The 22,997-nt window shown below is 51.4% G+C and carries 19 protein-coding genes; 12 read left to right on the top strand and 7 right to left on the bottom strand.

What is annotated here, in order from left to right; translation table 11 throughout:
* The first annotated feature begins 125 nt into the window (after positions 1-125).
* Together QWY82_RS18175 and QWY82_RS18170 are read left to right on the top strand one after the other, a co-directional pair.
* The gene (locus QWY82_RS18175; RefSeq protein WP_290265212.1) at positions 126-911 is read left to right on the top strand and encodes a hypothetical protein; all 786 of its coding nucleotides are present in this window, start codon (positions 126-128) and stop codon (positions 909-911) included.
* A gap of 235 nt (positions 912-1,146) precedes the next feature.
* On the top strand, positions 1,147-1,869 hold the full coding sequence (locus QWY82_RS18170) for a diguanylate cyclase domain-containing protein (protein ID WP_290265210.1): 723 nt from the start codon (positions 1,147-1,149) through the stop codon (positions 1,867-1,869).
* An 83-nt stretch (positions 1,870-1,952) separates the two neighbouring features.
* Here QWY82_RS18170 and QWY82_RS18165 read toward each other — a convergent pair whose 3' ends face one another.
* Complete coding sequence (locus tag QWY82_RS18165) at positions 1,953-3,341, bottom strand: DEAD/DEAH box helicase (protein ID WP_290265208.1); 1,389 nt, start codon at positions 3,339-3,341, stop codon at positions 1,953-1,955.
* Between the two features lie 282 nt (positions 3,342-3,623).
* On the opposite strand from QWY82_RS18165, the gene QWY82_RS18160 reads away from it, so the two are divergent.
* Complete coding sequence (locus tag QWY82_RS18160; RefSeq protein ID WP_290265205.1) at positions 3,624-3,863, top strand: hypothetical protein; 240 nt, start codon at positions 3,624-3,626, stop codon at positions 3,861-3,863.
* Here QWY82_RS18160 and QWY82_RS18155 read toward each other — a convergent pair.
* On the bottom strand, positions 3,860-6,655 hold the full coding sequence (locus QWY82_RS18155; RefSeq protein WP_290265204.1) for a TonB-dependent receptor: 2,796 nt from the start codon (positions 6,653-6,655) through the stop codon (positions 3,860-3,862). The two genes, QWY82_RS18160 and QWY82_RS18155, sit on opposite strands and share 4 nt — an antisense overlap.
* Positions 6,656-7,093: 438 nt before the next feature.
* On the opposite strand from QWY82_RS18155, the gene QWY82_RS18150 reads away from it, so the two are divergent.
* The 8 genes from QWY82_RS18150 to dbpA all read left to right on the top strand — a co-directional run bounded on the left by QWY82_RS18150 (position 7,094) and on the right by dbpA (position 17,833).
* Entirely contained in the window at positions 7,094-7,681 is a 588-nt protein-coding gene (locus QWY82_RS18150) for an RNA polymerase sigma factor (protein ID WP_290265203.1), read from the top strand.
* 1 nt (position 7,682) lies between these two features.
* Positions 7,683-8,687, top strand: coding sequence for a FecR family protein (locus tag QWY82_RS18145; protein ID WP_290265202.1), 1,005 nt, complete (start codon positions 7,683-7,685; stop codon positions 8,685-8,687).
* Positions 8,688-8,887: 200 nt separating this feature from the next.
* On the top strand, positions 8,888-11,683 hold the full coding sequence (locus tag QWY82_RS18140) for a TonB-dependent receptor (RefSeq protein ID WP_290265201.1): 2,796 nt from the start codon (positions 8,888-8,890) through the stop codon (positions 11,681-11,683).
* A gap of 68 nt (positions 11,684-11,751) precedes the next feature.
* Positions 11,752-13,296: a tryptophan halogenase family protein gene (locus tag QWY82_RS18135; protein ID WP_290265199.1), complete on the top strand. Its 1,545-nt coding sequence runs from the start codon at positions 11,752-11,754 to the stop codon at positions 13,294-13,296.
* 63 nt (positions 13,297-13,359) lie between these two features.
* Positions 13,360-14,070, top strand: coding sequence for a SapC family protein (locus QWY82_RS18130; RefSeq protein ID WP_290265197.1), 711 nt, complete (start codon positions 13,360-13,362; stop codon positions 14,068-14,070).
* The gene (locus QWY82_RS18125) at positions 14,070-14,828 is read left to right on the top strand and encodes a DUF6445 family protein (protein ID WP_290265195.1); all 759 of its coding nucleotides are present in this window, start codon (positions 14,070-14,072) and stop codon (positions 14,826-14,828) included. The genes QWY82_RS18130 and QWY82_RS18125 overlap by 1 nt, the downstream gene beginning before the upstream one ends.
* A 6-nt stretch (positions 14,829-14,834) precedes the next feature.
* Complete coding sequence (locus tag QWY82_RS18120; protein ID WP_290265193.1) at positions 14,835-16,319, top strand: sugar porter family MFS transporter; 1,485 nt, start codon at positions 14,835-14,837, stop codon at positions 16,317-16,319.
* Between the two features lie 122 nt (positions 16,320-16,441).
* Positions 16,442-17,833, top strand: coding sequence for an ATP-dependent RNA helicase DbpA (dbpA, locus tag QWY82_RS18115; protein WP_290265191.1), 1,392 nt, complete (start codon positions 16,442-16,444; stop codon positions 17,831-17,833).
* Positions 17,834-17,852: 19 nt separating this feature from the next.
* Here dbpA and QWY82_RS18110 read toward each other — a convergent pair whose 3' ends face one another.
* The 5 genes from QWY82_RS18110 to QWY82_RS18090 form a co-directional block, all read right to left on the bottom strand.
* Entirely contained in the window at positions 17,853-18,731 is an 879-nt protein-coding gene (locus QWY82_RS18110) for a M48 family metallopeptidase (protein WP_290265189.1), read from the bottom strand.
* Between the two features lie 58 nt (positions 18,732-18,789).
* Entirely contained in the window at positions 18,790-19,239 is a 450-nt protein-coding gene (locus QWY82_RS18105) for a YbjQ family protein (protein WP_290265187.1), read from the bottom strand.
* A 3-nt stretch (positions 19,240-19,242) separates the two neighbouring features.
* Positions 19,243-19,557: a YbjQ family protein gene (locus QWY82_RS18100; RefSeq protein ID WP_290265185.1), complete on the bottom strand. Its 315-nt coding sequence runs from the start codon at positions 19,555-19,557 to the stop codon at positions 19,243-19,245.
* A gap of 27 nt (positions 19,558-19,584) precedes the next feature.
* Positions 19,585-20,274: a VIT1/CCC1 transporter family protein gene (locus tag QWY82_RS18095; protein WP_290265183.1), complete on the bottom strand. Its 690-nt coding sequence runs from the start codon at positions 20,272-20,274 to the stop codon at positions 19,585-19,587.
* 81 nt (positions 20,275-20,355) lie between these two features.
* Complete coding sequence (locus QWY82_RS18090) at positions 20,356-22,179, bottom strand: DUF885 domain-containing protein (protein ID WP_290265181.1); 1,824 nt, start codon at positions 22,177-22,179, stop codon at positions 20,356-20,358.
* Between the two features lie 168 nt (positions 22,180-22,347).
* Here QWY82_RS18090 and dcd point away from each other — a divergent pair, with 168 nt between their 5' ends.
* A complete protein-coding gene (gene dcd, locus QWY82_RS18085; RefSeq protein WP_290265179.1) occupies positions 22,348-22,917 on the top strand; it encodes a dCTP deaminase in 570 nt (189 codons plus the stop codon).
* Positions 22,918-22,997 lie beyond the last annotated feature (80 nt).

The raw sequence follows: 22,997 nt of genomic DNA, 5'->3' as shown, positions 1-22,997 counted from the left end.
CTCTTCCCCGGCCCTCGTCCGATAGGGTAGGGGTAAAATTAATGGTGTGACCAAGGCCGGTGCTCGAAACACCTAGGCTATCTTCCGTTTGTGGCCTCGTTTATGGTTGAATGCGAGCGGGTACATTGACTGAGAACGTTGTGATGGCAAAAATATTCCTGATTATTAACCTTAAAACATTGATTGTTGGTTTGCTCTCGGTGCTATCCACTTATCTGTGTATGCGTTATGGCGTGGTTGCAGATTTCCCACTCACCTTGATTGCTACCGCCATCGTATTTCCCGTGGTTTTCTCTATCAATGGCGCTTATAAAAGGCGCGAACAGGCGCTAACGAAATACAGTGACCTTAAAGCCTTTGGCAAAGCCCTGTACTTTGCCACCCGGGATTGGCTAGACCATTCGCCCGAATCGAGCCGGACGGAAATGAAGCGCTTGTTGGAAGGCTTGTTTACCGAAATTAAACATTTATTTTCGAATAACATTGAGCAAGTGAGGCAGAATGAAGAAGCAGTGTATCGTCGCTTCTCAGCGTTATCAAAATTCATACAGTCAGATTTACGTGGAAATGGCCTAGCTTCAGGAGAGGTGTCTCGTTGCAATCAATACCTGAGTAAAATGTTCGTATCCTTTGAAGATGCTAAGCATATCTACCAATACCGAACGCCGCGCACCTTAAAAACCTTTAGCGATATTTTTATTTCGCTATTACCCATTTTGTACGGCCCCTATTTTGCCTTTCAGGCGCTGGAGTACTCGCCCTCTGTTACTTACGTGATGCCAGCACTTTTCTCACTTGTGTTGGTCAGTCTGTCAAATATTCAAGATCATCTCGAGAATCCCTTTGATGGAGTCGGCGAAGATGATATAGCGATAAATGTGCAAGAGTTTGTTCGACGGCTCTATGACTAGGGGTTCGATACTGTACAATAGTGCTAAACAAGATAGGTTAATACGACTAGTACTAAAGTCTCGGAGACTATATAGTTGACGGGTTTCGGTCCTGTCTAGCCTTCTTGCCGAAGCTCACCTTGTTAGCGGAGCAGGAACCTCCCTTATTGTTGTCGCCTCAACAGGATAGTTGTTTCATTAGTAACGTGGCGATGAGTAAAGGCACCTGTGCTTGCAGGTGGGTGTGGAGGCTTAATTGTTAGATACCTTAAAAGCGCAATTGCGATCGAAAATGTTTTTCGATCTCGTCGCTTCAGTCCTTATATATTTATCGTCGGTCATTTATTTCGCACATATAGATGCCTTTGAGCATCTGACTGAGCTCACTCATCGCTATGAAGATTTCGAGCTCGATGAGCTGCTGACTTCAACCATTGTGCTGACCTTTTTATTTGCTATTTTTGCCTATCGACGCTGGCAGGATGTGCGCAAGTTATCCTTGTATTGCGAAGAGTTATCGATGATCGACCCGATAACCTTGTTGCCCAATCGCAGGGTGATAGACCGGTTGTTACGCGAAATTCGAGAAGGGCGCGACACCCAAAGTAGTTTTCCGTTGTCGTTAATTTTGGTGGATATCAACGGCCTAGAGAATATTCAGTCGCGCCTAGGCAACGCAGTGGCAGAACAGGCAACCCTCGAACTGTTTTATCGCTATAGCTTATTGTTGGAGACGAATCAGCTCATCAGCTACCGCAATGCTAATCAGTGTTTGTTATTCTGCCCGCAATTGGATCGACCTGCAGCGCTAGCGCTGTGTGAAGAAATTTGTAATGTTGAATTGGATGCACGCAAAACAACCTTGAATTTGCTGTCTTTTAAGGCAGTTTCCATAACTTTGAAAGCGCGCGAGGAAATTGACGGCGTATTTGACCGGCTCGAAGATCTTTTGTGCCTGCGCCAGTTCCATGGCTATTAGCCTGTGATGGGATGATTGTTTTGGCGGTTGCTGGGTAAAAAGGGTGTGTATAAAAAAGGCAGGTAATATACCTGCCTTTTTGGTTAGCGATTGCCGCTTGCCGTTGGCTTGGGGCTTCTGCGCGGCCCATTACTGGGTTTGCCTGCGGCCGTTTTTGTTGCACTTGGTTTATTGCTAGCATTGCGACTTGGGCCGTTGTTGCGGCCGCTGTCGCTGCTTCTGCCACCGGTTTTTTTCGCTGAACCGCTAGCGCGATAGCCATCGCGATGCTCGGTTTTAGGCGCCTTTGGCTTCTTGGGCTTGAACGGGCGAGTGTTGAGTTTGGTTTCCGGCACGGCATTTGCCGCTTCAAAACCTGGCACCACTTCGCGCTCAATCACTTGCTGAATTAAACGCTCGATATCTTGCAGTTGTTTAATTTCATCGGCGCTCACCAGTGATACCGCTTGACCGCTGGCACCGGCGCGACCGGTGCGGCCGATACGGTGTACGTAATCTTCTGGCACGTTGGGCAGGTCAAAGTTTACCACTTGTGGCAATTGATCGATGTCGATACCGCGCGCAGCAATGTCGGTGGCAACCAGCACTCGCACCTTGTTGGTTTTAAACTCGGCCAGCGCTTTGGTGCGCGCATTTTGACTTTTGTTGCCGTGAATAGCGGCAGAGTTTATGCCGGCATCTTCGAGCTGTTTGGCAATTTTATTGGCGCCATGTTTGGTGCGGGAAAACACCAGCACTTGATGCCAGTTGTGTTGCTTGACTAAATGAATCAGCAGTGCCGTTTTCTTGCCCTTATCCACCGGGCTGAGCCACTGCTTGACGGTTTCTACGGTGGTATTGCGCGGCGCTACGTCAATTTCGACTGGGTTGTGCACAAGGCCCTTGGCGAGGGTGCGAATTTCATCGGAAAAGGTGGCCGAAAATAACAGGTTTTGGCGGCGATCCGGCAGTAATTTTAAAATGCGCTTAATATCGTGAATAAAACCCATGTCGAGCATGCGGTCGGCTTCATCCAACACCAACATTTCTAAGTGGCTAAATTTCACCGCATTCTGACTGTAAAGGTCGAGCAGACGGCCGGGGGTGGCTACCAGCACATCCACGCCTTTGCGCAATTGCATCATCTGTGGATTGATACTCACGCCACCAAATACCACGGCTGAACGCAGGGGTAAATGCTTGCCATAGTTGGCCACGCTTTCGCCTACTTGGGCGGCGAGTTCGCGGGTAGGTGTTAACACCAGTACGCGCACGTGGTTGGCGGGCGCGCGGTTGCCCTTTATCAGGCGCTCTAATATCGGCAGGGTAAAGCCTGCGGTTTTACCGGTTCCGGTTTGGGCGGCTGCCATCACATCTTTGCCCGCGATAACGGCGGGAATGGCTTGGACTTGAATGGGTGAGGGTGTCTCGTAGCCTTGTTCGGCAACGGCCTCGAGAATGGGGGCTGAAAGGCCCAAATCGGCAAAACGCATGTTTATCTCTATCGATCAAAAATTAGCCAGCAGATCTGGCGGCGGTGCAGCTTACAGTAAGCGGAGGTTAAGTACCATGGTTCATGTTTGTCTGCGATCTTGTGTGCGATGCATAATGCGCCGTCAGAACCCTAAGGAGATGGGCATGAAATGGATAAGCGTGTGTGCTGTTGTGTTTTTGGTGGCGGCTTGTAGCGGTATCGACGTAAACACCAATGTAGGCCCTTATGAAAAAAAACCGCCAAGTCATGGGTGGTAAGAGAGTATGAAAAAGACGAAATCATGCGCTATAACGCCGACGCGCTTGGTTTGGTTGAGGCGTCTGAGTGTCAGGCCAAGCCCGGTGAAGCTAAGCCATCGAGCTATACCTTGATTAAAGAATTGAAAGTTAAGGCCATGAATAAGGGGGCTAATGGGCTTGTAGTAGAGCAATGCGCCACAGATCTAGTGCCCACTTGTACGGCCTATCTCATGTGCTGGGGTATGGCCTACAAGGTTCCGGTCACTCAATCCAGGCCTTAAAAGCCGATGTTTAGGGTTAAACCTGCCGTGCGCGGCGGCAGAAAAACGGCATCGAAGCCGGCCGGGGTGATGAAAGTGCCAGATGCGGTTTTTACCGCGCTGTCGGTGGCGTTTTTGATATAGGCCTCCACTGACCAGTTGTGCTCGCCCGCACTTGGCTCGGCCCGCAGGCTCAGGTCGAATTTAGCGTAGGCTTCCTGAATGGCGAGGTTGTCCACACCATCGGGTGCGCCCGGGTAAGTGTTGGCGGGCAGGCTATCGCGGTTGTAAATATCCAAATAATAGCGGTCGGACAAGGTGCCCACTAAGCGCGGTGTTAAGCGCAGCGCCTGCCAGCGCCACTGATATTCGTATAAAAAACTCAGCTTCCAGCGCGGTGCCCGCACCGGCCTGTTGCCCGACAGGTCGACCAAACTATTTTCGGCGGCATTCGGCTTGTTTGCGTAGGGGTTGAAGCGATCGCCGAATAGGGTGTCGGGGGTTTCGAAATTATCAAATTGTGCGTCCATTAAAGATCCCGCCAGCTGAACAAAATGGGCGGCATTGGGGGTCCAGCTCAGTTCAACTTCTAGGCCTTTAACCGTGGCTTCGGCGGCGTTGCGCACAATGGTACTGGTGATCACGTCGACAATGCCGTCGTCGTCGGTATCGAACTGGTCGCGGTCGGAAAACTGCAGGTTGGTGTACTCGGCGCGGTAAAGCGCCGCGTTAATGCGCAGGGTTTCTTGCAGCCATGAAGATTTTAAGCCGAGCTCGGTATTGATGACCTCTTCAGGCGCTGCCTCATTACCGCGATCCTGAATGTGGCCCGATTTAAAACCACTGGCAAGAGAGCCATAGACCATGACTTGGTCTTGCAGGTCGTGGTCTAGGCGCAGCAGGCCGCTGGTATTGGTCCAAGTGGCTTTGTAGTCATTCACTTGCCTGACCCAACAGGGTTGATCGCCAATACCTTGGTTGCTGCCTTGGTCGTGGGGCAAGCCTGCGTCGATTGCCGCTTGGGTCGCCGGGTCGGCATAAATTTGCTCGGGTTTGGGCGCGCCGGTACCGATGGAGCCTGGCTCCGTGTAGGGAAAGCCGGCTGTGCGCCGGCAGTTTAGGCTGCGTCCGTCTCGGTCGGATTTGGTGTCTTCGGTGTAGCGCGCACCGAGGGTGAGGCGGGTTTGAGTGCGCAGATCGTAGGTGCCCTGGGCATAAAGTGCTTGGGTTTCTACGCGCCGATCCGGTTGCACAAACAACGCCACGGCGGCGCCCGGGTCATCGCTGATGAAACTGGTGGTGTTGGTGGGGTCGCCGTTACCGTCGTCATTGGCGTGATCGATGGCGTAAACGATGGCGTTTTGCTCCTTCGATTGAAACGCCCCCAGCACCCAGCGCAACCTAGCGCGATCGCTATTTACCAGTTGTATTTCGTGGGATGAAAAATCGAAGGTAGAGCTGTCGGTGCGCCTTTGTTCGAAGTGACCACTGCGGCCCATATCTTGATCGAAGTTTTGTTCGCGGGTCATGCGTGCTCGGCCGAGCAAATAGCGCATCTGGTATTGGCCGATATCTACACTCAGGGTCGAACGCAGCGTATCGTTTTGCATGTTTAAATTAGAGGGCGTATCCCAAACCACTAGGCGCTTGCCCTTGTTGACCAGAAAGGGATCTAGCTCGGTGACACTGGTGCCCCTGTCTTGGTAGCGCTCGAGGCTAAGTTGCCAGTTCAGTGCCGGGTGAATTTGCCATTGGCTGGCTAGGCGCAGGGATTGCTGATCCTCGGTTTCTGGGCCGTCGGCATGTAGGAAGGTCGATTGCTTGTACGCACTTAGGCCGTCGCTACTCGTTGGGTACTGAGGCCCGAGACCGACATAATTTGGCGCCAATTCGGTATAAGCTGCATGCTTATCCGAGGCGCCGGCAAAGCGCAGAGCAAAGTTGTCGGTTAGGGCGGCGTTAAGGGTTAACTTCAGGGCTTGTTTTTGGTAGCTGCCAAGCCCGGCGCTAAAAAAGCCATAGCTATCGTTCAAGTCTGCTTTGCGAGTTTGAATGTTGATGCCACCGGAGGTTGCGTTGCGGCCAAACAGCGTACCCTGAGGGCCGCGCAAGACTTCCAGCATATCGACATCGTGTAGTAGTGAGGCCGCGCCCTGCGAGCGGGGCAAATAAATACCGTCGACGTGAAAGGCGACTGGGCCATCGGCGATCTCGGTGATATTGGTTTGACCTATGCCGCGCAATTGCACCAGTAATGCCGATTGTTCGCCGGTATTGGTCATCTCTAGGCCCGGCACCATAAAGCTAATATCGCGGATGTCTTTGGCCTGAAGTTGATCAATTTGGTTTTGATCCATAGCGGTTACTGCGATGGGCGTTTTTTGCAAGTCTGTTGCGCGTCTGAGCGAGGTCACAATCACTTCCTCCAGTATTCTCTCCGGTTGATTGGTTGAGCGGGGCTGCTTGATTGTTTGCGTCGGTGTGCTTCGAAACAGTGTGATGCCTTGCGGGTCGATGCGAAAACCCACGCCGCTGTTTACCAGCAGCAGGCGAAGGCCCTCGGACAGTTGGAATTGCCCTTTTAACGCTGGTGCATTGAATACAGAAAGTTGCGCCGGTGTTCCTAGCAAGTTTATTTGGGTAATTTGGGCAAACTGTAACAGTGATAGGTCGAGAGCTTGCTCGGGTAAATCAAATTGCCAAGATGGCACCGGGGCTTGGTTGGTATTGAGTGATTTTGTGTTGGCGTCGAGTGAGGTTGCCGTGGCGTTAGAGCCAAGAAAAAGTAGGCCGCAGGTTAAAACTGTTATCAATAGTTGCTGGCACCACTGGCTGAGTTTGCTAGTGGTGAAAGGGTATTGACCTACGGGGAGCCATTGACCTAGCGCCATCTTAGTAGCGGCTTGGCCTTATTATCAACATGCAATGTTTGCCCCAACCTGGCCTTATCGCCACGCCGAGAGGGTGTTGTGTTTCGCTCTGCACAAGTTTCTGACCTCTTGAATATAATGATTATTTTGAATCAGAGGGTGGCTCTTCGGCCATTGGTGAGCAAGACTAACCTAGCTGCCGGGCCGTGACTAGGTGGCGATGACTTTAAGCGCGGAAAAATTGAGTAATTCTAGGGCTTGTTAAATTTATGCCGATTTTTTTGAAATAAAGGAGCGGATTGGAATGGTTGCTGCGTCTTATTACTGGTTTTGTTTGACCTATAAAAGGCGGGGTCGCCGAGGGTCGCTAATAGGAGCAGTATGGTTTCTCCGCAGAAAATACCTTTTATAATGGCTGAACAGCCGGATAACGATGACTTTATTAAACATCTGTATGTGGCGCATAGAACTGAATTGTGCCGGTATCTCGTGCATAAGAATCGTCTCAATGCGGCGGAAGCTGAAGATATTACCCAATCGGCCTTTGCTAAATTCAGCGCCCTTGAACGGCCGCAAGATGTGGAAAACCCACGGGCGTTTTTATACAAAATAGCCAGCAACTTAGCGATTGATTTCCAGCGCCGCAATCAGGTGCAAGATAAATACCTGTTATTTTCTGCCGCCGATGAAGCCAGCGTGCCAGGGCCTGAGCAGGTAACCGAGGGAAGACAGCGGTTAGGTATTTTATCGCGCGCCCTTTGGGGTATGCCCAAGCGACGTCGACAACTGTTAATGATGAGCCGGTTTGACGGACTAACTTATGCTGAAATTGGCCGACAGCTTGGGCTGTCGGAATCGGTGGTGAGAAAGCACGTGAACAACGCACTGGCGGATTGTCACAAAGCGCTGTTCGCTCGCGATAATGCCGGTCAAACCCTTAAAGAAATAGTAAAGCAAGGTCGTACTTAACATGCAGTCAGCTCGATCGGAACATATGAATCATCAAGCCCGCGAATGGTTTGTCACCTTGCAATCAGGTAGCGTTAGCGCGGCGCAGCGGCAAGCCTTTGAACGCTGGTATGCGGTAGCAGAACATGCGCAGGCTTTTCGTGAATACGAATTAGTGTGGCAGAGCTTAGGTGCAATGCAGGGTGGTGCGGAGCTAGCGGCACTGCGTCAATCTGTTGCGCCTAAGCCTTGGGCGGCAAATTGGTTTGGCTGGCCGCAGTTCGGATTCTCTGCTGCAGTGGCCGCGGCTCTGTTGGTCGGTTTGGTTTTTATTCTAAATAGTCAGCCAGCCATTGATGTGCAGGAATACTCAACCGCCGTTGCCGGGCAAAAGACCGTTGTGTTGGCTGATGGTAGCGCCATCACCTTAGGTGCTAAAACTCACGTAAAAGTTTGGCAAAGCGCCAAGGAACGGCACGTGGATTTGGTGCAGGGCTTGGCCTTTTTTGACGTCGCAAAAGATCGAGCGCGGCCTTTTAATGTGGCGGCCGCCGGTGTCCATATTAAAGTAGTGGGTACCCAGTTTGATGTGTCTAATCAAGGTCCTGTAGTGCGCGTGGCCGTGCGCGAGGGCCAAGTAAATGTCGAGCAGATAAAGCGAGTACAGCAATCAGTTACCGCTAGCGCAGCTCGCTTTGAATTAAAACCCGGGCAAGCGGTAGAGCGCGTTGGCAACGGCGAGCTGCAAGCTATCGCTCCTGGTAGTGCGCAAGCCGCGGGGGATTGGCGCAATGGTCAATTGCTCTACCGCAATGCGCGCTTGGCCGATGTTGTTGCCGATGCCAATCGCTACTTCGAGGGTGAAATTGTTCTAGGAAGCCTTGCGCTGCAATCAACTCGTGTGACCTTAGCGTTACGTACCGATCAAGTAGATGTATTTCCAGAATTGTTGAGCCGCACCTTGCCTGTCGAAATACACAGGGATACAGATAACCGTACTGTTATTTTGTCTGCCCAAGATAAGTAAGATCTCTTCACTCATTGTTAAAGCGCTACCTAACGCCCTTTCTTGGGCGTTTTTTTATGTCAAAAAATCTATTCCTGTTGCAGGAGCGGATTTATCTATTGCTCCCGTCTTATTAGCAACACGCCAAAACGAGTCTGTTGGCGATGTTAAAGAAGCATCTCTAAAAATTAATAAGCGTTTCTTTAGGAGCAACAGAAAGCATGTACCCAAAAAAGCAATTATCCCGTGCCATATTCGCCGCCATCGCAGCTATGGCTGCCCCTTCACTTGTGAGTGCTCAATCAGCCGATGGCGCCGAGAGCGCAGCCGCCATTGAGGAGGTTGTGGTTCAAGGTATTCGCGGCAGTTGGCAGCGCGCCATGGATATCAAACGCGACAGCGCTGGTGTTGTCGACGCCATCTCCAATGAAGATATTGGTAAATTCCCCGATCAAAATTTGGCCGAATCGCTACAGCGTATTACCGGTGTTTCTATCGATCGCTCGGGTGGTGAGGGGCAGCTAATTACCGTGCGTGGCTTTGGCCCACAATTTAACACCGTATTGGTTAATGGCAGGCAGCTTGCTTCGGAAAATGAAACCCGTGCATTTAGTTTTGATACCGTTTCTTCAGACATGGTGAGCAGTATTGAAGTGCACAAGACCGCCAGCGCCGCCATGCAATCTGGTGGTATTGGTTCCACCGTCAATATTAAAACCGCGCGGCCTTTCGACTTGGGTGGCTTGCAGTTAGTCGGGACGGTAAAAGCGCTAGTTGATGAAAACAGCGATTCCACCTCGCCCGAATTCTCTTTGCTCGCCAGTAATACCTTTGCCGATGATAGTTTTGGCGTATTGGTTGCGCTGTCGCAAAAAGCGTCTGAAACACGATTGAATCAAGCGCAAACGGACGGTTGGTTAGAGAATGCAGGTATTCCCGACGCCGAGTTAAATGGCGGCGCCGGTTTTGACGGCAATGTATTTTCACCCCGTAACTACGACACCAAAGTCACCTTCGAAGATCGCAAGCGCACCAATGCTAATTTAGTGCTGCAATATGCACCGAGTGATAATGTCGAAATGACACTCGATGCGCTTTACTCTGATTTCGATATCGAGGCCGATGCAACCTCCTATGGCCATTGGTTTACCGGCCCGAATGTAGAGAACGCGGTGACGGATAGTAACGGCACGGTTATCGATTTGTATCAAGAAGAAGGCTTGGCCACTGATTTTCACGCCAAGCAATTTGACCGCCTAACCGAAACCATGTCTTTAGGTTTTGATGTGGACTGGCGCTTGAGCGATGCCATGAGTGTCAATGTTGATGCCTTTGTGTCCAGCGCTGAGCGCGAAGCAAACAACGGTGGCGGCAATCAATTGTCCTTGATCGGTTACGCTAACCGCGTGCGCTTTCAGTCTGATGGCAAAGTCTTGCCTTGGGTGAGTCAGTTCCAAGATCCTGCCAGCGATATTGCCGATGGCGATGGCATTTCACGCCCTGTGTCTGATTATCTGGACCCAGCCAATGGCCGCGCGCACGTGATGTTGCGCCGCGGTTGGCAGGTGGAAGATGACGTTCAGCAATTCAAAATTAATGGTTTGTGGAATGAAGGCAATAGCGAAGGTCTGATAGAAGCGCGCGTGGGTGTCATGGCGTCGAATGAAACCAAGGCACTAACGCGCTGGGACAACGAAGGTGTGGGCATTCACTGCACCTTTTGTGGCTACCCGAATAGCCCGGACGTACCGGATGAGTTTCAAACGATTTTCAATGCCGGCAGTGATTTCTTAGATAAGGTCAGCGGAAGTGGCCGCACGCCAACGGTTTGGTTGCAACATAATGGCGAGCAACAATTTGCCTATCTTGAGCAGATCAGCGGTGTGAGTTTCGATGCCGTGCGACGGGATAATTCCTTCGAGGTGGAAGAAAATACCTTGGCGGCATTCGTGGAGATGGACTTTGCCGGTGCTATTGCCGGTATGCGATTAAACACCACAGTCGGCGCCCGCTTAGAAAATACCGATGTTACTGTTAAGGGCACTGAATCGCCTATCGAGTCACTGGCAATCCTCGATCAAACAGAGATGGTGGCCTCCTATGGTGCGGCGAAAGCAATAAGTGCTGAAACCGACTATCTAGTGATATTGCCCAGTTTGAGTTCGAACTTGGAAATTAGTGAGTCGTTAGTTGGGCGCTTCGCCGTATCGCGTACCTTAACGCGTCCCACGCTCGATAGCATGGCGCCGGTAACCAATATTGTAACGACCCGTCAAGGCGGCAACTTAACAGCCTCCTCGGGCAACCCAGAACTAAAACCGTTCCTATCCGATAACTTGGACTTGTCGCTCGAGTGGTATTACGGTGACGCGAGTTATATCTCCGCCGGGTATTTCCTAAAGAACGTGGCAAATTTCATTACCAATGGCACCTCGGCGCAGACCTTTGTCACCAGCGATGGCAGCCTGCTCACCGATCCATCCACGGGTAACGATGTGAACGCGCCGGATGTTAACGACGCCGTTGCAGAGTTTACCGTCACCTTGCCCAGTAATGGTGAAGATGCATTGGTAGATGGCTTGGAGTTTGCGGTACAGCACACCTTTAGTGAAACTGGCTTTGGCGCGATATTTAACGCGACCTTAGTGAATAGCAACGCTGAGTTGAATGCCGCCGATATTACCCAAAAATTTGCGGTGACGGGCTTGAGTGACTCCATGAATATGGTGGGATTTTATGAAAATGGTCCCTTTCAAATTCGTTTGGCCTACAACTGGCGCGATAAATTTCTGCAATCTTTAACGCAGTCCAATGGCGACGGCGTTGTATTTGTCGATGAATATGGTCAATGGGATCTAAGCACCAGTTATGAGCTAGTGGAAAATGTCACATTGAGTTTAGAAGTTACTAACTTGACTGAAGAAGTTGTGCTCAAACATGGGCGATTCGAAAACCATTTCTTGCTGGCAGAAGATGCCGGACGTCGAATGGCGCTTGGATTAAGTGCGCGTTTTTAACCTGATGTGATGTCCTCTCGCTTTTGGGTCACCTAGGGTGACCCCTTTTTCGTTTCAGGAAGCTAGTCATGCAACAGCAGCATAATACTATTCATCATGTGGTCATCGTTGGCGGCGGAACGGCTGGTTGGCTAACCGCGGGGCGCATCGCTGCGCAATATCCCCAGGGTGCTGGTCGGCAGATCAAGGTTACCTTGGTGGAGTCGCCAGATATAAAGCCTATCGGCGTGGGTGAGGGTACTTGGCCGACGCTGCGCTCGACACTCATGAAACTAGGTATTTCAGAAACTGATTTTATTCGCCATTGTGATGCCACCTTTAAACAAGGTGCAAAGTTCTGTCAATGGCTAACAGGCACGCCTGATGATTATTATTATCACCCTCTCATGCTGCCCCAGGGTTTTGATAAAGTGGATATTGCCGCCGGTTGGCGAGCCATAGATCCTCAGCGATCTTTTTCCAATAGCGTATGTTTTCAAGAGCAGGTGTGTGAACAGGGCCTTGGGCCAAAATTAATTAGCACGGCGGAGTTCGGTTCGATTGCCAATTATGCCTATCACCTGGATGCAGGTAAGTTTTCCGAATTTCTACGTCAACATGTCACCGAAAAGTTGGGTGTGACGCATTTACTCGAAAATGTTGTGGGTGTGAACAGTGCGCAGAACGGTGATATTGAAAGCCTTATTACCGATAAAGCTGTGCTTGCTGGCGACCTTTTTGTGGACTGTACGGGTTTCTCGTCACTCTTGTTAGGTAAGCATTTCAAGGTGCCTTTTATCGATCACAGCGACGTGCTTTTCATCGATCAAGCGCTGGCAGTGCAATCGCCCTATGACAATATCGATGCCCCAATCGCCAGTCATACCATTTCCACCGCGCAGAAAGCCGGCTGGATTTGGGATATCGGTTTGCAAACGCGACGTGGTGTGGGTCATGTTTATTCGAGCCGTCACACCAGTAAACAATCGGCGGAAGATGCCCTGAGCCAATATCTGGGTAGCAGTAATCTCAATGTCAAACACATTCCCATTGCCTGCGGCCACCGCGAGGTGTTTTGGCAGAACAATTGCGTTGCTGTGGGTTTGGCGGCCGGTTTTCTCGAGCCCTTGGAGGCGTCGGCCTTAGTGTTGGTAGAGTTGTCGGCAACGATGCTCGCTGAACAGCTGCCGCACGATCGCCAAGCGGTTGATATTGTCGCCAAGCGTTTCAATAGCACCTTCAAATACCGCTGGGATCGCGTGATCGATTTTTTGAAGTTGCATTATATGCTGAGCCGACGTACCGATAGCGCCTTTTGGCTTGATAACAGGGCGCCAGAAACTATTCCAGAGCGTTTAAAGGAGCTGATACTGTTGTGGCGACACCGTGCGCCTGGAAACTATGATTTCGACAGTAACAATGAAGTGTTTCCGGCTGCCAGTTATCAATACGTGTTGTATGGCATGGGCTTTGTTGGTGCGCTGGATCAACAACATTTAGCGTCTAACACGTTGGATCTTGCACGCCAAATGATGGCGCAGAACCAGCGCGCGACCCAAAAAGCCATCCAGCTACTACCCAAACATAGAGACTTGATTGAGAAAATAAAAATGTATGGCCTCGCTGCCGTTTAGACATTTTCCGTGGTAAACAGATTAAATAGCTCAATAATAAAATGATAGATAAGCGAGTAAATTATGACAACATTCACCGTATTGGATGATAAAAAACATCAACAGTTAAGGCTTGATTTGAGTAAAGCTGCATTGGCGATGAAAAATCAACCGCTGGTACCCGTTGTGGTTAGCGAGTTTTTAAAGTTAGTGGTTCATTTTCCCATTGTTATTGTCAAGCAAGCTGATACTGGCCACTTTGGTTGTAGTGTGCTCATGGGCTTGGGTAGGGGCGAAAATCTCTTTTTAAATGATGCGCAATGGCAAGGCTTGTATTGGCCTGCAAATATTCGTCGACAACCTTTTCATGTTGGACAAGAGGATGACAATTGGTTGGTTTGTTTTAATGCCGATCATCAAGCGCTGGGTACCGAAAAAGGTGAGTTACTGTTTAATCAGGGGCGTGATAGCCAATGCCTCGGTCAAGCAAAGTCTGCCCTGGCCGAATTGGTTAATGGCGAGGCGTTAACCCGAGGGTTTTTGCAGCGGCTTGAGGCACTCGCTTTGCTTTCGCCTTTACAGCTCGAGATTGCGGATGCGGAAAATAAACCGTACAAGCTTTCTGGCTTGTACGGTATTGATGAACGGAAATTAAATCAGCTTGCCAGCGAACAATTGATGGCACTTCAGCGGGCAGGGGATTTATCGTTAATTTACACACTGTTAGCCTCTCACGGCCAGATTTATGCCTTGGTGCAGCGCAAACAACAGCTGCAATCTGCTGAGGTCGCTTAGTGTTCGACAGCGCAGCGCCAGTCTTGAATGCGAGCCTTCGTGCCAAGTGCACGGCTGTTGGTCGGGAACTTACTCCGGTTATGGTGATTGACGATTGTTTGGCTGACCCGGGTAGCTTAGTTGAGTTTGCGGCGTTAACTAAACGAAATGTCGAGCACCAGATTGAAACCTTGCACCCGGTATTCAAAAAAGAGAGTGGAAGTTTTTACCCTGGTCGTCGCTGCCCACTACCAGAATCTTTTGGACTGGTCTTATTGCAACAGCTTGCGCCCCTGCTGTGCAATGGTTTTGCACGGGGCCGCGACGTTCAGTTTGAACCGTTGGTCGCCAATTTGTCGCTTGCCGATGTAAAAAGAGAACACTTGCGGCCGATTCAATCTTTACCGCATTTTGATGATGTTCGTAGCGATCAATTAGCGCTGGTGTTGTATTTGTTTAACGGCGATTTAGGCGGAACAGGTTTTTATCGCCATATCAGTACCGGTTTCGAACGAATCACGCGGCCAAGGTTGGCCGAGTACGCGCCCAAGCTTAAGGCCGAAGCTATGGCTCATCGGGAAATTTTAGGTCGCTATATGGGCCGTGAAAATGCACTGTTCGCGCCTACGAACTATGTCGAGCCGGCATTTAATCGCGCCGTTATTTACCCCAGCAATTGTTTGCACTCGGGGGTTTTGAATAACGCGGTGGATTATTCACTGTGTGCCAACGGTGGCCGACTGACGGCCAATATGCTCATTCTCTGTAACGAGGTTTAAGGTTTTATGTCCGATTTTTCAACGCCGATAGTGTCGTCGCCAATGCCCGATGTCGGGTCTGCAGCGCTGCCTATGCCCATGGGGCAATTGATTAAAAATACGTTGGTTGTCGCTTTAGCCGGCTTGTTATTCGGTTACGACACGGGCGTGATTAGCGGTAGCCAAATGTACTTTACCGAGTATTTTAGGTTTACGCCGGCTGAGCAGGGCTGGGCGGTGGGCAGTGCGCTCTACGGTTGCCTAGTGGGAGCATTGGCGGCTGGTTTCTGCACTAAGCAATGGGGGCGAAAACTAACTTTGTTGGCCTCGGCGCTGTTGTTTGTTATTTCGGCCTACGGTTCTGGCGCTGCCGATAGTTTAACGGCGCTCGCGCTGTTTCGCTGGGTAGGTGGATTGGGTGTTGGCATGGCCTCGATGGCGGCGCCCATGTATATCGCCGAAATATCGCCGGCGCATTTGCGTGGTCGCATGGTGTCTTTATACCAATTGGCTGTGGTGATTGGCTTTTTTGTGGTTTTTTTGGCTAGCTATTTTATTGGCGGCGGGCAAACGGCCGATCTCAGTGTGCAGCAGCTTGAAACACTTCATCGCTACAATATTGATAGCGGTTGGCGCTGGATGTTGTGGTCTGAGCTTCCTATAGCGGCAGCGTTTTTTCTGTTGTTGTTTTCGGTACCGGAAAGCCCCCGTTGGTTGGTGATGGCGGGGCGCCGGACAGCGGCAAAAGACGGTTTGCACAAACTCTGTGGCAACGAGGTGCTCGCGGCGCGAGAACTTTTAGCGATTGAAGCCGATGTGGCCAAGTCAGTGGCGCTAAGTTGGCGCCAACTCTTCAGCTTGTGTTGGCACAAGGGTCCTCTGCGCTATGCCTTGATTGTGGGTGTGCTCCTGTCCATCTTTCAGCAAGTGACAGGCATCAATGCCATTTTATATTACGGCGCTGAAATCTTTAGCAATGCATTGGGCTATGGCGCTGAAGATGCGTTGAAGCAACAGTTGTGGCTGGGAGGGGTAAATTTAATTTTCACCTTTGTTGCCATTTTTACCGTTGATCGCTTGGGCCGGAAACCGCTGTTGATGTTGGGCGCACTTGGCATGATGTTAGGTTTATTGCTATTGGCGGCGACCTTGATGGCTGAGCGAGTGGGCGTTATGTCACTGGTGGGTGTATTGACCTTTATTGGTGCCTTTGCTGTATCTATGGGCCCAGTGGTATGGGTGATGCTGTCGGAGATATTTCCCAATGCTGTGCGGGCACAGTGTTTGTCTATCGCCGTGGCGGCGCAATGGTTATTTAATGCCTTTGTCGCCCACAGTTTCCCCTTAATAAACGAGCACGCCGTCAATAGCACTGTCTTCAGTGGCGCTTTACCCTACTTACTGTTTGCGTTTTTCTGCCTATTGAGTCTGCTATTTGTTTGGCGTTGGGTGCCCGAGACCAAGGGCCGAAGCCTCGAGCAAATGGCGACTCTATGGCTGCCAAAACCTTAGTTCCTGCCAGTGTTAACAGATGATTTGCCCTCATCTGCGCTAGAAAGCAGCTGTTGCTCATGCCCCCGGGGAATTTCCTGTAGAATAGTGCGTCAGCTATCTACAGTCCTCGGGGGCATCTTTTGTCTAACGCACCATCTTTGTCATTTGATTCACTACCTTTAGCGCCCGCATTGCTAAGTAATTTAGCCGATATAGGCTATAGCCAGCTGACCGAGATTCAGGCGGCGGCGCTGCCGCCCATTATTGAGGGCCGAGATGTCATCGCCCAAGCGAAAACCGGTTCAGGTAAGACCGCCGCCTTCGGCTTGGGCGTGTTGCATAAATTGCAGGTAGAGCGTTTTCGCGTACAAACCTTGGTGATGTGCCCAACTCGCGAGTTAGCCGATCAAGTGGCGCGCGAACTGAGAAAACTCGCGCGGGCCATTCACAACATTAAAATTCTGACCCTCTGTGGCGGCATGCCCTTTGGCCCGCAATTGGGTTCATTGGAGCACGGCGCTCATATTATTGTGGGTACACCAGGGCGTATTGAGGAGCATGTGCGCAAGGGCACTCTGGTATTGGAGCATGTGGACACCTTGGTGCTCGATGAAGCCGATCGCATGCTGGACATGGGCTTTCAAGCCAGCCTAGATGCTATCGTCGAGCAGGTGCCGCGCGCGCGCCAAACACTGTTGTTTTCAGCCACCTTTCCCGATGCTATCGAAGCCTTGACCGCGCGGGTGATGCAAAGCCCTTTGCTGGTTAAAGTGGAGGCTAAGCATGAAGCCTCGAGCATTAAGCAGCATTTTTATCGCGTTGCTCATAACGATCAGCGCTTGGCGGCGGTGGCGCAGGTGATTTTACATTTTGGCCCGGAATCGGCCGTGGTGTTTTGCAATACCAAACGCGAAACGGAGGAAATTGCCGAGTATTTGCGCAATGAAGGTATGCAGGCGCTTGCCATTCATGGCGATCTCGAGCAAAAGCAGCGCGACCAAGTATTGGTGTGTTTTTCTAATAAGAGTGCGAGTGTATTGGTGGCGACTGATGTGGCGGCGCGCGGGTTAGATATCGAAGCCTTGGATTTGGTCATCAACTACCATTTGTCGCGCGATAGCGAAGTGCATGTGCATCGCATCGGTCGCACGGGCCGTGCCGGTGCCAGTGGTGTTGCCGTTAGTTTGTTAAGCGATAGAGAAGATTTTAAATTGGAGAAAATCGCGGAACTGGTGGGCGAATTGCCGGCGATTGAAACTCTGCCCGAGGCTAGGCGCGCCTATCTGCCGGAACCGGCAATGGTGACGTTGCAAATTGACGGTGGCAAGAAGCAAAAGCTGCGCCCCGGCGATATTGTTGGCGCGCTCACCCGCAATGATCAACTGGCGTTTGAAGATATTGGTAAAATTCAAGTCTATGATCAATGGGCTTACGTAGCCGTGGCGCGCAATGAGTGGAAAAAAGCCTTGACTCAGTTGGAGCAAGGTAAGCTGAAAGGCCGTTCGTTTCGCGTGCGCCGTATTAAAGTGTAAGTCGTAGGTTTGAAGGTATTTATTTGGTTGCGTTTAATTCCCTAACCAATATCGGTAGCGGTGTGGGTTTGGGATTTTTTTGCGAGGATAGGTGTTGCGCGGAAAATTGCTTAATGGCCAACAATCTGTCTTCTGTCAAGGGGTGGGTGCTAAACCACTCGAAGGGTTCCTCGCCGTCGCGCGATTCTCGCAATAGTTTGAAGAGTGTGTCTGCACCATAGAGGTGGCCGTAGTGAGCCATTAAGGTGTGCAGTGCTTCTTGGTCGGCATCCATTTCAGCGCTGCGGCTAAAGTTTAACTGCGTTAAGAGATTGACTTGGCCAACTAAGTTTTGCGCTAACACACCATCACCTGCACCCAAGATACTGGCGGCGGCGATGGCGAGCGTTAAGCCCCTGCCGAGCGCTACCATTGGGTCCCGGTGGGATACGTGGGCAATTTCGTGCGCCATTACCATGGCTAAGGTATTTTCATTGGGCATTTTTTCCAGCAGCGCTCGGGTAAAAAACAAGTGCCCACCGAGTGTGGCGAAGGCATTCACTTGATCACTGTCGATGTAATGAACCACCACAGGGTAGGGCGCCTTGCGGCTGGCAATGAGTTGGTCGGCCAATGATTGCAAATAGCTTTCCATGGCTTGCTTATGGGTTTTATCCAACGTGTGGGCATCGCTCTCGAAGGCTTTATTGATATCCCACTGTTCAATATTTTTGGTGAGGTTTTGCTCGACGGAAAATGGCACGTAGCGCACAGCATACTGTGCGGCGTAGGCGAGCAGTAAAATTATCACCAATATAATCAAGCCAACCCCCAGCACCATAGCGGCAAATTCCTTTAACGGATGCTCGCTACTGACGTTGATACCCTCGGGTATTTGCGGGTTGGAATACTCGGTCATTATCGTCTTGGCCCTATTGTATTGATCCTAAAAGCGGTTAAACACAGACAGCGAGTGATTAGCCGTTGGGTACTAGCGCCGTGCCATAGGCATAAACTTCCACCGAGCCAATTTGTTGTTGCTGGCCTTGGTAGATAGATGCCGTTTCAAGTTTTACGTTGATGACTTGGGTGGCGCCCAAGTCTTGGGCCTGTTGTTTCATACGTAAAATGGCCTCGCGCCTAGCTCGCTCTAACAGTGATTCATAGGCGGTGACTCGGCCACCCAATAGGTTGCGCAAAGCGGCGGCGATACGTTTGAAATAGTCGATGGAAACAACCACGTTGCCACCTACAAGCTGAGTGCTGGATGGGCCAAAGCCGACAGGTGGTAGACGCATGCTAAATAGTAGAACATGCTTCAGCTCCGCTTCCCGCTCGATGATAGAGGCAAAATGCTTTTTTTCTGCGGCGCGGCCAAAAAAATACCCGAGCAATAGCAGCAACAAAAAGACAATAAGTTGTTCCATGATTTACTCCATAAATACCGCAGTACCATAGGCAAATAATTCTGCGGCGCCGGCGGCAACAGAGGAAGTAGAGAAGCGAACATTGATCACGGCGTTGGCACCAACCGCTTCAGCCTGTTGCACCATGCGCGACACGGCTTCTTCACGGGCTTCGGTGAGCAGTTCGGTATAGCCTTTTAGTTCGCCGCCAAAAATATTTTTCAAGCCCGCCATGATATCGCGGCCAGCGTGTTTGGCGCGCACGGTATTGCCTTGCACCATACCTAAGTGTTTGGTGATGCGCTTGCCTGGTATAACTTCAATGTTGCTGATTAACATGGTGAGTCCTTTTTATTAGGTCGTTGTTTACGAAAGATTGATATTAAAAAGTTGCCCGATTGCAGCAGTGGCAGCCATGGCAAAGCAACCCCAGAACAGGACTCGTGTGACTGCACGCAAAGGCTTGGCACCGCCACTTTTTGCTGCCAACCAACCCAGTAGTGCCAAGGCGGTGAGAGACGCGAGGGCTAGCCAGACCATCACTTCTTTTGGTGCGGCCCATACCGTTACTAGTGGCAGTGCACTGCCGGCGCTAAATGCGAGGGCCGATGACCAAGCCGCTTGCAAGGGGTTGGTGTCGGTAATATGGGAGATGCCGAGCTCGTCGCGCGCGTGTGCTTCTAAGGCATTGTGTGCCATCAATTGTTCGGCTACGGTTTGAGCTAGCTCGGGGGCAAGGCCGCGCTCTTGGTAGATTTCAGCGAGTTCGAGTAATTCTGTGTCGCGATGTTCTTTCAACGATAGTTTTTCCCGTGCGAGGTCGGCTTTTTCGGTGTCGGCTTGCGAACTCACCGATACATATTCCCCCGCCGCCATGGAAAGCGCGCCAGCCACCGTAGCGGCTATGCCCGTTATCACGAGGGTTTGGGAATTAGCGCCTGCGGCGGCAACGCCGATTAATAAGCTCGCCGTTGACACGATGCCGTCGTTGGCACCCAGCACGGCGGCGCGAAGCCAGTTGGCGCGATGGATGAAGTGGTGCTCTGGTAGTGGCATGCAATAGGCTCTAACAATTGAGCCGGTAGTTTACAGGAAAAGCAACGCTTGTTGCTTTTCCTGATCCCCCTAAACGCGCCGTTAGCGAGTCGCTAATTGTTGCGCTATCCAGCGGTCAATTTTTGCTTCGAGAATGGCCAGTGGCATAGCGCCGTCGATGAGAATTTGCCGGTGGAAGGCTTTGATATCGAATCTGTCGCCCAGCTTTTCCTGTGCGCGGGCCCGCAGCTCCAACAATTTGAGCTGACCGATTTTGTAAGATAGTGCTTGCCCGTGATAGGCAATGTAGCGTTCCACCTCGGCGACGATATCCGTATCGGATAAGGCCAAATTATCTTGCATAAAGGCGATAGCTTGCTCGCGGCTCCAACCCTGGGCGTGCATGCCGGTATCGACCACTAAGCGACAGGCGCGCCACATGTCTGCGGTTAGTGCGCCGAAGTATTGGTAGGGGTCGGTATAAAGGCCAAGATCCTTGCCTAGGCTCTCGGTGTATAAACCCCAGCCTTCAACATAGGCGTTGGGGCCATCGAAGCGGCGAAAATCCGGTAGCTGTGTTTGCTCTTGCGCCAGCGCTATTTGAAAGTGATGACCGGGCGCTGCCTCGTGAATGGATAGCATTTCGCGCATGTAGGTGGGGCGCGCCGGCAGGTCGTAGGTGTTGACATAAAAAATACCAGGGCGACTGCCATCGGGTGCCGGTGAGTTGTACTCGGCAGCGGCCTGCGACGCGGCGCGGAAGGCTTCAATAGGTTTGATCACGTAGGGCGCCTTCGGTGCTATATCAAACAGCTTGGGTAAGGCGGCATCAATTTTTACGCGCAGTGCTTCATAGGCCGCTAAAATTTCGGTTTCTGAAGTCGGCTGAAATTGTGGGTCTGTTTTTAGAAAGTGAAAGAAATCTTTTAATGAGCCCTGAAACTTCAGGGTTTGCATCACCGCTTCCATTTCCGCGCGGATGCGCGCCACTTCGGCCACACCGAGTTGATGAATTTGATCGGTGCTGAGATCAGTGGTGGTGTGGTATTTGGCCCGTGCTTGATACCAAGCCTGGCCGCCGGGCACTTGCCCCAAACCCACGGTTGCGCGCGCGCCGGCCAGATAATCGCCGGCAACGAAATCGTGCAGCTTTCGATAGGCGGGGGTGATTTGCTCGGCGATGGCGGTTTCGTAGGCCTTGGTCAGGCGCGCTTTGTCTTCGGCACTGAATTCGGCGGGTAGGTTGGTAATGGGTTTGTAGAACAAACTCTCTTGTGGGGTTTCAACCAACATGGCAGCCAGTTGCGGGATCATGCGCTCGACAACAATGCGAGGTTGTACCACGCCTTTTTCCATTCCTTCGCGCATGCGGGCAATGGCCGTGTCTACCCAGGCTGTGAAGCCGGCGACTCTTTGCAGCCAGATATCATAGTCGGCCGGGGTGTTGAAGGGCTGTGCGGAGGCGCCCGAGCCGAGTTTAGCGACAGTACTGTGAAAGCTGTAGAACTGGCTGATGGGCAGATAGGTGGCCAGCTTGGCGAAGCCCCGTTGGTAGTCATTTAGTGCCAGCTTGCGGTCGTAGCTGAATATGTCATAGCTGAGCTGGTCTTGTTCGGAGAGCTGGGCGCGATCCAGCTGCTCCAGGGCCGATAGGGTGCGTGCCTCCAGTGCTTCAGAGCGCTTGAGGTAGTCGTTACTCAAGTAGTCGCCCAAGATGTGGTTATAACGTGGGTCGCTCTGGTAGGTCGCCGCCAGGGGGTTGAGCTCGAAGTTGGCCTCTTGGTAAGCGTGGAATATTTGCTGTAATTCCGCTCCAGGGTTGGCGCTGGGCGCCGGTTGCGCGGCGGTGGGCGCTTTATCGCAGCCGGCCAGTAGCAGCAGGCTAAATAGGGCAATGAGTAATTGCTTGGGCAATGAAGGGCGCATAGGGTTAAGCCTCTCGGTGGAATGGGGTTTGGTTATAGGACGTGTGGGGTCGCCTTGTCCCCATGTCTGTCCTATCGGCTCCCCATTTTCACTGAAAACCGCTATCATACCCACCCCGTGCGACGCCCGTCGCCCACCCATCACGCAAGACACAAGGCAAACAACAGCATGAGCATTAAGTCAGATAAGTGGATGCGCCGCATGGCCGCAGAACAGGGCATGATTGAACCTTTTGAGCCCGGTCAAGTTCGCCACTCGGCCGACGGTAATCGCATCGTTTCCTACGGCACCTCGTCTTACGGCTACGACGTGCGTTGCGCCAACGAGTTTAAAATTTTTACCAATGTGCATTCGACTATCGTCGACCCAAAGAATTTCGATGAAAATAGTTTTGTCGATATCACCAGCGACGTGTGTATTATTCCGCCAAATTCATTCGCTCTGGCGCGCACCGTGGAGTACTTCCGCATCCCGCGTAACGTGTTGACGGTGTGCTTGGGTAAATCTACTTATGCACGCTGCGGCATTATTGTTAACGTCACACCGCTCGAGCCCGAATGGGAAGGCCATGTAACCCTCGAATTTTCCAACACCACACCACTGCCGGCAAAAATTTACGCCAACGAAGGCGTGGCGCAGATGTTGTTCTTTGAATCCGACGAAGTGTGCGAAACCTCTTATAAGGATCGCGGTGGTAAATACCAGGGTCAGCGCGGCGTGACACTGCCGAAGACTTGATAAAAGGACATCAGGAAAAGGAGTTTACAGTTTACAGGAAAGATAACATCAACAGCTCGCATCGTTTGTACGCTTTTGCT

This window comes from Simiduia curdlanivorans (genome assembly GCF_030409605.1).
GTDB classification, from domain to species: domain Bacteria; phylum Pseudomonadota; class Gammaproteobacteria; order Pseudomonadales; family Cellvibrionaceae; genus Simiduia; species Simiduia curdlanivorans.
This window is presented reverse-complemented; position numbering and strand designations above follow the sequence as displayed.

Coding starts and splice junctions, on each gene's coding strand:
- QWY82_RS18150 (WP_290265203.1), top strand. CDS start 7,094: ATGGTTTCTCCGCAGAAAATACCTTTTATAATGGCTGAACAGCCGGAT.
- QWY82_RS18090 (WP_290265181.1), bottom strand. CDS start 22,179: ATGCGCCCTTCATTGCCCAAGCAATTACTCATTGCCCTATTTAGCCTG.
- QWY82_RS18165 (WP_290265208.1), bottom strand. CDS start 3,341: ATGCGTTTTGCCGATTTGGGCCTTTCAGCCCCCATTCTCGAGGCCGTT.
- dcd (WP_290265179.1), top strand. CDS start 22,348: ATGAGCATTAAGTCAGATAAGTGGATGCGCCGCATGGCCGCAGAACAG.
- QWY82_RS18120 (WP_290265193.1), top strand. CDS start 14,835: ATGTCCGATTTTTCAACGCCGATAGTGTCGTCGCCAATGCCCGATGTC.
- QWY82_RS18130 (WP_290265197.1), top strand. CDS start 13,360: ATGACAACATTCACCGTATTGGATGATAAAAAACATCAACAGTTAAGG.
- QWY82_RS18105 (WP_290265187.1), bottom strand. CDS start 19,239: ATGGAACAACTTATTGTCTTTTTGTTGCTGCTATTGCTCGGGTATTTT.
- QWY82_RS18100 (WP_290265185.1), bottom strand. CDS start 19,557: ATGTTAATCAGCAACATTGAAGTTATACCAGGCAAGCGCATCACCAAA.
- QWY82_RS18160 (WP_290265205.1), top strand. CDS start 3,624: ATGCGCTATAACGCCGACGCGCTTGGTTTGGTTGAGGCGTCTGAGTGT.
- QWY82_RS18145 (WP_290265202.1), top strand. CDS start 7,683: ATGCAGTCAGCTCGATCGGAACATATGAATCATCAAGCCCGCGAATGG.
- QWY82_RS18095 (WP_290265183.1), bottom strand. CDS start 20,274: ATGCCACTACCAGAGCACCACTTCATCCATCGCGCCAACTGGCTTCGC.
- QWY82_RS18110 (WP_290265189.1), bottom strand. CDS start 18,731: ATGACCGAGTATTCCAACCCGCAAATACCCGAGGGTATCAACGTCAGT.
- QWY82_RS18135 (WP_290265199.1), top strand. CDS start 11,752: ATGCAACAGCAGCATAATACTATTCATCATGTGGTCATCGTTGGCGGC.
- QWY82_RS18140 (WP_290265201.1), top strand. CDS start 8,888: ATGTACCCAAAAAAGCAATTATCCCGTGCCATATTCGCCGCCATCGCA.